This window comes from Roseospira marina (assembly GCF_014197855.1).
Lineage (GTDB): Bacteria > Pseudomonadota > Alphaproteobacteria > Rhodospirillales > Rhodospirillaceae > Rhodospira > Rhodospira marina.
On record NZ_JACIGJ010000012.1, the window covers coordinates 64,273 to 76,258 of the forward strand.

Annotated in this window: 12 protein-coding genes; 10 read left to right on the forward strand and 2 right to left on the reverse strand. The window is 69.4% G+C overall.

The window, feature by feature from the left end; all coding sequences use genetic code 11:
* The first annotated feature begins 428 nt into the window (after positions 1-428).
* The 10 genes from GGD82_RS14860 to GGD82_RS14905 all read left to right on the forward strand — a co-directional run bounded on the left by GGD82_RS14860 (position 429) and on the right by GGD82_RS14905 (position 10,260).
* Positions 429-1,385, forward strand: coding sequence for a FadR/GntR family transcriptional regulator (locus GGD82_RS14860; protein ID WP_150063206.1), 957 nt, complete (start codon positions 429-431; stop codon positions 1,383-1,385).
* 70 nt (positions 1,386-1,455) lie between these two features.
* Positions 1,456-2,490: a TRAP transporter substrate-binding protein gene (locus tag GGD82_RS14865; protein WP_150063207.1), complete on the forward strand. Its 1,035-nt coding sequence runs from the start codon at positions 1,456-1,458 to the stop codon at positions 2,488-2,490.
* 99 nt (positions 2,491-2,589) lie between these two features.
* Positions 2,590-3,198 carry a TRAP transporter small permease subunit gene (locus tag GGD82_RS14870; RefSeq protein ID WP_150063208.1) on the forward strand — a complete coding sequence of 203 codons (609 nt, stop codon included), beginning with the start codon at positions 2,590-2,592 and terminating at the stop codon, positions 3,196-3,198.
* Between the two features lies 1 nt (position 3,199).
* Positions 3,200-4,528, forward strand: a complete 1,329-nt coding sequence (locus GGD82_RS14875; protein ID WP_211364800.1) for a TRAP transporter large permease — start codon at positions 3,200-3,202, stop codon at positions 4,526-4,528.
* An 8-nt stretch (positions 4,529-4,536) separates the two neighbouring features.
* Positions 4,537-5,688 carry a galactonate dehydratase gene (dgoD, locus tag GGD82_RS14880; protein ID WP_150063209.1) on the forward strand — a complete coding sequence of 384 codons (1,152 nt, stop codon included), beginning with the start codon at positions 4,537-4,539 and terminating at the stop codon, positions 5,686-5,688.
* Positions 5,682-6,344 carry a 2-dehydro-3-deoxy-6-phosphogalactonate aldolase gene (locus GGD82_RS14885; RefSeq protein ID WP_150063210.1) on the forward strand — a complete coding sequence of 221 codons (663 nt, stop codon included), beginning with the start codon at positions 5,682-5,684 and terminating at the stop codon, positions 6,342-6,344. Before dgoD ends, GGD82_RS14885 begins: the two co-directional genes overlap by 7 nt.
* Positions 6,341-7,309 carry a 2-dehydro-3-deoxygalactonokinase gene (locus GGD82_RS14890; protein WP_150063211.1) on the forward strand — a complete coding sequence of 323 codons (969 nt, stop codon included), beginning with the start codon at positions 6,341-6,343 and terminating at the stop codon, positions 7,307-7,309. Before GGD82_RS14885 ends, GGD82_RS14890 begins: the two co-directional genes overlap by 4 nt.
* Positions 7,310-7,426: 117 nt before the next feature.
* Positions 7,427-8,659, forward strand: coding sequence for a glycosyltransferase (locus GGD82_RS14895; RefSeq protein ID WP_150063212.1), 1,233 nt, complete (start codon positions 7,427-7,429; stop codon positions 8,657-8,659).
* Positions 8,656-9,591 (forward strand): glycosyltransferase family 2 protein, encoded by a 936-nt coding sequence (locus tag GGD82_RS14900; RefSeq protein ID WP_150063213.1) that lies wholly within the window; start codon positions 8,656-8,658, stop codon positions 9,589-9,591. The genes GGD82_RS14895 and GGD82_RS14900 overlap by 4 nt, the downstream gene beginning before the upstream one ends.
* A gap of 54 nt (positions 9,592-9,645) precedes the next feature.
* Positions 9,646-10,260, forward strand: a complete 615-nt coding sequence (locus tag GGD82_RS14905) for an acyltransferase (RefSeq protein ID WP_150063214.1) — start codon at positions 9,646-9,648, stop codon at positions 10,258-10,260.
* 39 nt (positions 10,261-10,299) lie between these two features.
* Here the strand turns inward: GGD82_RS14905 and GGD82_RS14910 are convergent, their stop codons facing one another.
* Both GGD82_RS14910 and proB read right to left on the reverse strand, forming a co-directional pair.
* The gene (locus tag GGD82_RS14910) at positions 10,300-10,584 is read right to left on the reverse strand and encodes a hypothetical protein (protein ID WP_150063215.1); all 285 of its coding nucleotides are present in this window, start codon (positions 10,582-10,584) and stop codon (positions 10,300-10,302) included.
* Between the two features lie 202 nt (positions 10,585-10,786).
* Complete coding sequence (gene proB / locus GGD82_RS14915) at positions 10,787-11,971, reverse strand: glutamate 5-kinase (protein WP_150063216.1); 1,185 nt, start codon at positions 11,969-11,971, stop codon at positions 10,787-10,789.
* Positions 11,972-11,986 lie beyond the last annotated feature (15 nt).

Sequence of the window (11,986 nt, forward strand, 5' to 3'; positions counted from 1 at the left end):
CCCGCGAAAGTGACCGGAGGGCGGAGTCGGGACGCGGCCCAGGCACCGGTCGGACACCCACCGGACACCGTGATAAGCGGGTTGATTGGAAAGCGATTCACCCGTCCGCCATCCCGGGCCGTTGCCCGGAAACCGGCCTGTCCGCTCTGGGCCCTTTTTGCACGGTCCCAAACGCATCGCTCTGACCAAAGCGCTCCGGCACATCTGGCCGGACGCCGCCGCGCGGGCGCTCCCACCCGGCACACGCCCCATGTCGCGCATGCTGCATCGCAAGATAAACATATGCGGTGCGCAAGTAAGATGTATTTGACCGTTTGTCAGACATGAACTACCGTCGCTGTCACTGAACTGTCACAAACTCCCGCGCCGTCCGGTTGACCACCACGGCCAACCGTCACGACACCGGGGGTCGCACGAGGGTGCGGCGCATGTCCCGACCCCACGCTCCGACATCCGGACCCGCCCGTCCCCTCGACGGGGGTCCAACCGGCACCCCCAACAGCGGCACCGCCCGCGACCAGGGCAGCCGCGTGGCCGAACGGCTCGCACACGAGTTGTTCTCCGGCACCTACCCCCCGGGCACCCTGTTGCCGCGCGAGGTCGACCTCGCCGAGCGCTTCGCGGTCAGCCGCGCCACCATTCGCGCCGGTCTGCAAAGCCTGACGTCGCTGGGCATCATCAGCCGGCACGCCGGCCAGGGCACCGTGGTGCGCGAGTACGGGGACTGGAACATCCTCGACCCGTTCGTGACGCGCTGGATGGCCGACTACGCCGCGCCGAACCCCGAGATCCTGCGCCAGATTTTCGAATTCCGCCGCGCCACCGAGCCGTTCATCTCGGCCCAGGCCGCCGTGCGCGCCAACGCCCGCAACCTCGCCGCGATCGAGGAGGGCTATCTGGGCATGGAGCGGGCGCTGAACGAGGCGGAGCGACGGCCGGCCCCTGTGCCCGCGACGCCGCCCGGAACGGGCCCCGAGACATCCCCCGGGACGTCGCCCGGGACGTCTGAGTCCGAGGAGGCCGACGCCCGTCTGGCGGCCGCCTTCACCGAAAGCGATGTGGCGTTTCATGCCGCCATCTACCGCGCCACGCACAATCTGGTCTGGTCGCAACTGGCACACATCCTGCGACCCACCATCCTGATCGTGATCCGCAAGACCAACGACACGGCGGAAGAGCTGCGCGACAGCCTGGAGCGCCACCGCCGCCTGATGGAATGCATCCGCCTGCGCCAGCCCGAAGCCGCGTTCAGCGCGGCCGTCCACGTCATGGCCCGGACCGGCCAGGACCTGGGCCTCGACGGGCGCGACGCGATGGCGGATCCGGCCCTGCTCGCCCGCGCCTGGGCGAGTCCGGTCCCCGGTGCCGACAGGCCCGAGGCATGAGCACTGCGGCGTCCGCTCCCCCGCACGGGCCCCGGACGCCGATGCGTGCAAAACTCTATGGGAGGACGTGATGACCCTGCAGTCCGTGACCCCGCTGCTGAAGGGCGCCGCCGGCGCCGTTCTGGGCGTGGCGATGATGGCCGCGCCGGCCCTTGCCGCCGACTATGAGTGGACGTTCCAGACCTCGGAAACGGCGGGCGAACCGCAGTTCAAGATCAAGCAGGCGTGGGCCGACAACATCAACGAAATGTCCGGCGGCCGCATCGAGATCGAAATCCTGCCGACCGGCGCCGTGGTGCCCCACAACCAGACCCTCGACGCGGTGGGCAGCGGCATCCTCCAGGGTCATCTGACCGACCCGAGCTATTTCTCCGGTCTCGACCCGGCGTTCTCCATGCTGGGCAATCTGGTCGGCGCCTGGGGCGATCCGCTGGAGTTCCTGGAATACATGCAGTACGGCGGCGGCGAGGAGCTGTATAACGAGCTCGTAAATCCGTATAACGTGCAACTCATCGGGGCCGCCGCAACCGGGCTGGAGGCGCTGGTCTCCAAAAAGCCGATCCGCACCGTCGAGGACCTTCAGGGCCTGAAGCTGCGCGCACCGGAAGGCATGGTCTACGACATCTTCTCCAAGGCCGGCGCCACGCCGGTGAACCTGCCCGGCTCCGAGGTTTACACCGGTCTGGAAAAGGGCGTGATCGACGCCGCCGACTACACCGTGTTCGCCACCAACCAGGACCAGGGGCTGCACAGCTTCGCGCGCTACCCCAGCTACCCCGGGTTCCACTCGCTGCCGATGGTGGCGGTCTCCATGAACAAGGAGATCTGGGACGGCCTGCCGGACGATCTGAAAGCCATCATGAGCACCGCCACGGACGCCCTGGCCTATGATCTCGTGTTCAAGCTGAAGGCCCGCGATCTGGTCGCCGTCGCCGAAGCCCGCGCGGATCCGGACATCGAGATCATCGACCTGCCGGCCCCGGAGCGGAAAAAGTTCCGCGCCATCGCCCAGCAGGAATGGGCCAACTGGGCCAAGCGGAACGAGATGACCCAGAAGGTCTATGACTCCGTGGTCGTGTTCCTGAAGGACCGCAACCTGCTCTGACGGATGTGGGCGCCGCGCGCGATCGCTTGACCGACGCGCGGCGCCCCTTCGCCCGCCTTGTGTTGTTGTCGCTGCCCTCGTTCCTGGAGGGATCCGGTGATGTCCGATCCGCTGCGCCCATCCGTTTCCAACGAAAATTTGCCCTCCACCCCGGAGCCTGACCCGCACAAGGCGGCCGAAGGCGTCATCCGAACCGGTCTCGACCGGGTCATCGCCCGCGCCGCCGACGGCATCGCCTGGCTGGTGTTCATCGCCATGGCGATCAGCGTGTTCGAGGTCGTCATGCGCTACGCCTTCCACGCGCCGACGTCCTGGGTGCACGAAACCACCGTGATCCTGATCGCGGCCCTGTTCGCGCTCGGCGGGCCGGTCGCGCTGGCCCGCGACAAGCACATCCGGGTCCGCGTGATTTATGACGCCGTCCCGCCCCGCGCCCGCCGCTGGCTGGATGTGTTCAACAACGGCGTCATTCTGGCGTTCTGCGTCGGCATGACCTACGCCGCGTGGCAGCTCTTCTATCGCGCCACACACAACCCGAGCGGCGCGATCAGCCTGGAGGGCTCCGGCACCTCGTGGAACCCACCGTTCCCGGCCGTCGCCAAAGGGTTCATTCTGCTGGCCGTCGGCCTTATGGCCGTGCAGGCCGCCCTGCACCTGATTCAATCCCTGCGCGCCCGACCGGACGCCGACGCGGCGGAGGACCGGTAACATGGGCAGCCTCGGCCTGAACGCGATGGGCATCGAGCTTGGCACCTATGTGCTCATCGGTAGCATCTTTCTGCTTCTTCTGACCGGCCTGCCGCTGGCTTTCACCACCGGCATGGTCGCGCTGGTCTTCACCTACGGCTGGTTCGGCCCCAATGCCCTGCCGCTGGTGACCAGCCGGGTCTACGGCTTCATCACCGAGTATTCGCTGGTGGCGGTGCCGATGTTCGTCTTCATGGCCTCGCTGCTGGACCGCTCCGGCATCGCGCGCGACCTGTTCAACGGGATGCGCGTGCTGGCGGGACGGGTGCCCGGCGGCGTCGCGGTGCAGACCCTGGTGGTGGCGTTCTTCCTGGCCGCCATGTCCGGCATCATCGGCGGCGAGATCGTGCTGCTCGGCCTGCTGGCGCTGCCGCAGATGCTGCGCCTGGGCTACGACAAGCACCTGTCGATCGGCGTGGTCTGCGCGGGAGGGTCCCTGGGCACGATGATGCCGCCGTCGATCGTGCTGATCATCTACGGCCTGATCGCCAGCGTCTCCATCGCCGACCTGTTCACCGCCGCCATCACCCCGGCCGTGGTGCTGATGCTGTGCTACATGGCCTATGTGCTGTCGCGCTGCTTCTGGAACCCGGAGATGGGCCCCCCCGTCCCGGCCGAGGAAGCCAGCATGCCGTGGCGCGAAAAGCTGCGCGCCATGCGGCACATCATCCTGCCGGCGGTCATCGCCTTCATGGTGCTGGGCTCGATTTACGGCGGCGTGGCCTCGGTGACCGAGGCGGCAGCCATGGGCGTGTTCGGCGTGCTGGTCGGCATCATGATCCGGCGCGAATTCACACTCACGCTGATGCAGCAGGCGGTCACCCAGACCATCAACACCTGCGGCATGATCATCTGGATCGGCGTGGGCGCCGCGACATTGGTCGGTGTCTACAACCTGATGGGCGGCAACCGCTTCGTCTCCGGGACCATCCTGGGCCTGGACATGGCGCCGGTGCTGATCCTGATGGTGATGATGCTGATCCTGCTGATCCTGGGCCTGTTCCTGGATTGGATCGGCATCGCCATGCTGTGCCTGCCGATCTTCGTGCCGATCGTCGAGCAACTCGGCTACGACCCGATCTGGTTCGGCATCCTGTTCGCGGTGAACATGCAGGTGTCGTTCCTGTCCCCGCCGTTCGGACCCGCCGCCTTCTACCTGAAGGGCGTCGCGCCACCGAACATCTCACTGGGCGATATCTACCGCTCCGTCGTGCCGTTCATGGCGATCCAGATCGCCGTGCTGGCCCTCCTCCTGTTCGAGCCCCAGTTCGCCATGTGGCTCGTGAATTAGGCGTCGTCATGCGCATTACCGCCCTGAAAACCTACCGTGTCCCGCCGCGCTGGCTGTTCCTGAAGGTCGAGACCGATGAAGGTCTCGCCGGATGGGGCGAGCCCGTGATCGAGGGACGCGCGGCCACCGTCGAAGCGGCCGTGCACGAACTGTCGGAGTACGTGATCGGCAAGGACCCCCGCCGCATCGAGGATCTGTGGCAGACCCTCTATCGCGGCGGCTTCTACCGGGGCGGCCCGATCCTGATGAGCGCCATCGCCGGCATCGATCAGGCCCTGTGGGACATTACCGGCAAGGCCTTGGGCGTGCCGGTGCACGCCCTGATGGGCGGGCGGGTGCGCGACACGATGCGCATGTACGCCTGGATCGGCGGTGACCGGCCGTCCGACATCGGACGGCAGGCGCGGGCCATCGTCGCGAAAGGCTTCACGGCCTTCAAGATGAACGGCACGCCGGAGATGGCCATCGTGGACAGCCACGCCCGCATCGACGAGGCCGTCGCCCGGGTGGCGGAGGCGCGCGAGGCGGTGGGGCGCGACGTGGGCATCGCCATCGACTTCCACGGCCGCGTGCACCGCCCAATGGCCAAGGTCCTGCTGCGGGAGCTGGAGCCGTTCCACCCCCTGTTCGTCGAGGAACCGGTGCTGCCGGAGAACCTCGCCATCCTGCCGGCGATCACCCAGGGCCTGGGCTACCCCATCGCCACCGGGGAGCGGCTGTTCCACCGCACCCAGTTCCGGCCGGTGCTGGACTCCGGCGCGGTAGACATCGTGCAGCCGGACCTGTCGCACTGCGGCGGCCTGACGGAGGGGCGCAAGATCGCCACTCTGGCGGAAACCTACGACGTGGCCGTGGCGCCGCACTGCCCGCTGGGACCGCTGACGGTCGCGGCCTCGTTGCAGTTGGATGCGGTCTGCCACAACGCCTTCATCCAGGAGTTCAGCCTGGGCATCCATTACAACGTGAACTCCGATATCCTGGATTACGTGGTGGATCCGTCGGTGCTGACCATTTCGGAAGACGGCTTCCTGCCGATCCCCGAAGGGCCGGGCCTGGGGGTCGAGATCAACGAAGAGGCCGTGCTCGAACGGGCGAAGGAGGGGCACACCTGGAAGAATCCGATCTGGCGCCACACCGACGGGAGTATCGCGGAATGGTAAGGATCGCACATCCCCGGTTCGAGGCCGCCTTCGCCGCCATGCCGCTGGTCGCCATCCTGCGCGGCGTGAAGCCGGACGAGGTGGTGGCAGTCGGCGAGGCCCTGGTCGATGCGGGGATCACCCTGATCGAGGTCCCGCTGAACTCGCCCCAGCCGTTCGACAGCATCGCCCGGCTGCTGGACGCGATGCCCGAGACGGTCGCCGTGGGCGCCGGTACGGTGCTGACCGTCGAGGATACGCGGCGGCTCGGCGCCCTGGGCGGGCATATCCTGGTCGCACCCAACACCGACCCGGCCGTGCTGGACGCGGCGGCGGAGGCCGGACTGGCCGCCCTGCCCGGCTGCCTGACCCCCAGCGAGGCCTTCACCGCCCTGCGCCACGGCGCCCGCGGGCTGAAGGTTTTCCCGGCCGGTCGGATGGGGCCGGGCTACCTGAAGGACCTGCGCGCGGTGCTGCCGCCCAGCACCCCGATCCTGCCGGTGGGCGGGGTGGACCTGGGCACGCTGGCGGACTGGCATGCCGCCACGGCGGACGGCGCCGGCATCGGATCCGCCCTGTACGCCCCCGGGCTCGCCCCCGACACGATCAACGCCCGCGCCCAGGCCCTGGTGGCGGAGTGGCGGCGGCTGACCGCGCCGGAACGCGCCGCGCCATGAGGGACCGGATCTCGAACGAGTCGATCATCGTCGTCGACTGGGGCACGACCAGCTTTCGGGCGTGGCTGGTGGACGCCGCGAGCGGCGCGGTGCTGGAAACCATCGCGCAGGGGCGTGGCCTGACCGCCATGACCGGTCTGTCGTTTCCCGAATATTGCGCCGGGCGGCTGGCACCCTGGAGAGAGGACGGCCGGGGTGTGCCGCCCGTCCTGATGGCCGGCATGGTCGGCGCGCCCTCCGGCTGGCGCACGGCGGATCAACCCTCCCTGCCGGTCGGCCCCGAGGTTCTGGCGGCCCACGTCGTGGCCGCGGAGGGACTCGACAACGCCTGGATCCTGCCCGGCGCGCACCGCCGGGATTCGAACGGCGACGTGGACGTGATGCGGGGGGAGGAGGTGCAGATCCTGGGCGCGCTCGCCCTGCTGGACCAAACCGAGGCCCGGTTTTGCCTGCCCGGCACGCACTCCAAATGGGCCCGGGCCGAGGGCGGCCGGCTGGTGGACTTCGCCACCTTCCTGACCGGAGAGATGCACGCGGTGCTGCTGGGCGCCAGTATCCTGGGGCAACCGGCCCAGGTGGAGGCCCCGTTCGATGCCGCCGCGTTCGACGCCGGACTGGCGCAGGCGGCGGGGCCGGAGGGCCTGCTGCACCACGTGTTCTCGTCGCGGGGCCGGTTCCTGTACGGCGCCCTGCCCCCGGCGGCCATCGCCAGCTTTCTATCCGGGACCCTGATCGGGGCGGAACTCGACGGGGCGCTGGCGCGAGATCCGGGCCTCCGCGACGGCCCGGTGATCCTGGTCGGCGGCGCCGCGCTGCGCGCCCCCTACGAACGTGCCCTGACCGCGCGCGGCCTGTCCGTGACCTGGGTGCCGGCCGATCGCGCCACCATCGCCGGCGTGCGGGCGGTGGCGGACCGGATGGACGCCCTTGCGGACCGAACGCTCCCGCGTCATCCGGGTCCCTAATCCGGACACCACAGCGAACCGCACCGGCACGGCTTGCCTTGCCCGGCCCCGGCCACCCATACTGCGGACCGGCCGCGGATCGACCGGCGCGGCGGGACGGGCAGTCGGGACGCAGATATGGCAGGCCAGACGGACGGTCAGGACAGAACGGGGGGCGGCGCGTGCCGCGTGCTGCATATCTCGGCGGATTTTCCCGATCCGTTGCAGCCGGCCAAGACGCGCGCGATTTCCAACCTGATCGACCTGACGCACGACACGCTCGACCATCACGTCTATTCACTCAACCGCATCGGCCCCCGGCACACACTGGCGGCGCTGCCGTTCGGGCCGGACTGGCGCGCCGTGGCTTATCCGGGCCCGCCGCGCGGGCTGTTCTTGAAAACGTACCTGGACCGCGTCGCGGACTGGATTCGCGACGACGTACGGGCACGGGGGCTGCGGGTTGATCTCGTGCACGCACACAAGCTGTCCACGGACGGGCTGGTCGGGGCCCGGCTCGCGACGGCGCTGGGCGTGCCGCTGATGGTGTCGTCCCAGGGGATTTCGGACGAGAAGATCCTGCGCGCCCGCCCGGACCTGCGCCGGGTCTGGCGCGCCATCTGGCGCGAGGCCGCCGTGATGCTGCCGTTCGCGCCCTGGACCACGACTCTGCTGACCGAGCTGCTGGGCCCGCGCGCCGGGCCGACGGTCGTGCTGCCCTGCCCCAACGAACAGGACACCGTGGTGGCCCCACGTCCCGCGGACCCCGTGGTCAAGACCTGCTTTCACCTGCGGGAGCACGCGCGCAAAAACGTACTCGGCCTGATACAGGCGGTCGCGGTGGCCGCCCGCACAGTGCCCGACCTGCGGCTCGAGATCCTGGGGGGCGGCGATCCGGCCGGCTGCGCCGCGGTGCAGGCGGCGATCCGGACGCACGCACCGGACCGCTGCCGCCTTGTCGGCCCGGTGCCGCGCGAGCGCATCCAGGCGGAAATGAATGCGGCCTGTGCCTTTGTCCTGGTGCCGTTCCGCGAAAGCTTCGGCATGGTCTACACCGAGGCGCTGCTGTCCGGCGCCCCGGTGGTGCACGCGAACACCAACGGTATTGCCGGCTACTTCCCGGACACCGAGGCCGTTGTGGGCGTCCCTCCCGGCGACACGGACGGCCTGGCCGCCGTGCTGGTGGACCGCGTGCGACGGCAGGATACGATCAAGGCGGCGCTGCGGACCCTTCAGGACGCGGGCGGGCTCGATCCACTGCGCCGGGCGGGCATCCGGGCCACCTATCTTGCTGCGGTCGAGACCGCGCGCGGACGACACCGCACCGGACCCGGGGGGAGCCGGCCCGAAAGGAGTAATACGGCGGCATGACGGACCTCAGCATCCTGGTGGTGAGCTACAACACCCGCGCCCTGCTGCTGGACGCGCTGGCGGCGGTGCGGGACGTCGGGTGTTCCCGCCCCTACGAGGTAATCGTACTCGACAACGCCTCGTCGGACGGCTCGGCCGACGCGGTGGCGGAGCACTTCCCGGAGGTGCGGCTGATCCGCTCCGAGGACAATCACGGCTTCGCCAAGGGCAACAACATCGCCGCGCAGGAGGCCCGGGGCGCATGGCTGCTGCTGCTCAACCCCGACACGGCGCTGTACCCCGGCGCCCTCGACACCATCCTGGCGTTCGGCGAAGCGCATCCCAAGGGCGGGATCTACGGTGGGCGGACGTACTTTCCGGACGGCTCGCTGAACATCGCCTCGTGCTGGGGCCGGTCGACGCCGTGGAGCCTGTTCTGCTCCGCCTTCGGGCTCACCGCGCTGTTTCCCCGCTCCGCCCTGTTTCATCCGGAGCGGATGGGCGACTGGGCGCGCGACACGGAACGCGAGGTCGATATCGTGGTCGGCTGCTTCCTGCTGATCCGCAAGAGCCTGTGGGACGAGCTGGGCGGGTTCGACACCCGGTTCTGGATGTACGGCGAGGACGCCGACCTGTGCCTTCGGGCGCGCGCCCTGGGCTATAGACCCCGGATCACCCCCGACGCGGGCTTGATGCACATCATCGGCGCCAGCAGTTCGACCTCGGGCGCGAAACTCGCGCTGCTGGCCAAGGGCCGCGCCACCCTGATCCGGCGGCACTGGTCGGCGGTGTGGCGGCCGTGGGGCCGCGCCATGCAATGGGCCTGGGTCGCCAACCGCTATGCCGCCAGTGCGGTTCTGAGCACCGTGCTGCCGCGCCGCTTCGGCCCCGCGCGCGACAAATGGGCCGCCGTGTGGCGCAGCCGGGCCGACTGGCGAAACGGGTATTCGTGAGACCGCGCCCGAAAAAAACGATGAGACCAGCGCCAACCGGAGGGAGCCCCCGCCATGACCGACACACCGCCCCCCCCCGGGACCGAGGAGACCGCGCCACATAAGCGGTCCCTGTCGCGCGGCCGGCGGTTGCTGCGCCTGCTCGGCGGTCTCTTCAGTCCGGGCGCCTATCTGCACGCCCTCAAGATCGTCAACTACTACAACTACGCCCATGTCCAGCCGATGCGGCGGCTGCGCCGGGGGCCGGACTGCGCGATCAGCCCGACCGCCGTGTTCTCCGACGCCGAGCGCATCGAACTGGGCGCCCGGGTGCGCATCGGCGCCGGCTGTTACCTGTGGGCCGGCCCGCGCCACGGCACCATCCGCATCGGCGACGACTGCCTGTTCGGACCCGAGGTCATGATCACCGCCGCCGACTACCGCTTCAACGACGGGACCCCGGTCACCAAGCAGCCCATGCAGGAAGGGAACGTCACCCTGGGCCGCGACGTCTGGCTGGCGACCCGAGTCATGGTGATGCCGGGCGTCACCATCGGCGACCACGCCATCGTGGGCGCGGGCGCCATCGTGACCAAAGACCTGCCGGCGCGCGCCATCGCGGTCGGGGCCCCGGCTCGGATCGTGGGGGAGCGGGCGGACGTGGCGGCGGGCGACCGCCCCAAGGGGTAGGGCCGCGCCGTCGTCCACCGGGGGCTTCGGCGCCGAAGCCTATGCAGCCAGGGCCTGCCGTTCGAGGGCATCATTCCGAAGCTTGACCGCCACACCGGTCCAAATCAGGCCGATCGGCCAGGTGACCAGCCCGGCGAGCCCAGCGGTCAGCGGCAGGGTTATCATGTTAAGAACGATCATGACAATGGCGCCAAGTATCGTGGCGTAAAACATCCCCAGCGGACCGAAGAGTAATGCGAGAAGGAGGGCCATACCCATGCTCTTCTTCCTTGAAAGAAGAACTTGCGCCCTTACCTGACGGTCGGCGGTCATCGTATCGGTCATAGTTCGGCGTCCTGCTTTTTCCGTGTGCGGCGCGGATTGTGAATCGGCCCCGGACGTTTCGCGTGAAGGGGTCGACTCAGGCCGTCCCACACATGATGGCTGACCCGGACAACAAAGCGGAAGTCGCGGGCGAAAACCACATTTATGTGTGGCATGTCCCTTGATCGGAGCGCCGAGGCCCGGTCCAAACGGGTCGCCGCCGTCAGGTCAGCGCCAGATCGTCGCGGTGCACCAACTCGTCGGGTCCCCGATAGCCCAGCACGTCCTCGATATCGCCGGTCCGGTGGCCCGCCAGCTTGGCGGCCTCGTCGGCCGGGTAGTTGGTGAGCCCCACACCCAGGCGTCGGCCCTTCGGATCCAGGATGCGCACGGCCGCGCCCTTTTGGAACCGGCCATCCACCCGCGTCACCCCCGCCGGCAACAAGCTCTTGCCGTCCATCAGGGCACGCACCGCGCCGGCATCCAGCACCAGCGCACCCTCGGGCTTCAGCGCGCCGGCGATCCAGCGCTTGCGGGCGGCGCGCGGCTCCTGCGCCGGGACGAACCACGTGCAGGGCCCTCCGGCCTCCAGCGCGCCCAGCGGCCCCAGCCCCTTGCCCGGGGCGATGGCCATGGCGCAGCCGGCATCCATGGCGATGCGCGCCGCGATCAGCTTCGTGACCATGCCGCCGGTGCCCATCGAGGAGCCGGCCGCTCCGGCCATGGCCTCGATCTCCGGCGTCATGGCGCGCACCTCGTCCAGGCGGCGGGCGGTCGGGTCGACGCGCGGGTTGGCGGTGTACAGCCCGTCGATGTCGGACAGCAGCACCAACGCATCGGCGGAGACCATGGCCGCGACCCGCGCGGCGAGGCGGTCATTGTCGCCGAACCGGATCTCCTGCGTGGTCACGGTGTCGTTCTCGTTGACCACCGGCACCGCGCCCAGGGACAGCAGTTGCTCGAAGGTCTTGCGGGCGTTGAGATAACGGCGCCGGTTCTCGCTGTCGTCCAGGGTCATCAGCACCTGGGCCACCGTGATGTCGTGATGGGCCAGCGCCTCCTGCCAGGCGTGCGCCAGCCGAATCTGGCCGGTGGCGGCGGCGGCCTGCTTCTCCTCCAGGCGGAGAATATGGTGCGGGTCGGTCAGGCCGAGGATGCGCCGGCCGACGGCGACCGCGCCGGAGGACACCAGGATCACCTCCTGCCCGCGCCGGCGCAGCAGCGCGACCTCGTCGGTCAGGGCGTCCAGCCACGTCCGGTGGGTCTTGCCGGTGCGGTCATCCACCAGCAAGGCGGAGCCGATCTTGACGACGATCCGCCGCGCCGCCCGCAGACGCCCGGTGGCGTCCACGCCGGCCAGGGGTTGCACGGCGGCCTCGGCGGAGTCCTGGGGGGGATGCGAACGCATGGTGTCCATCGGAGG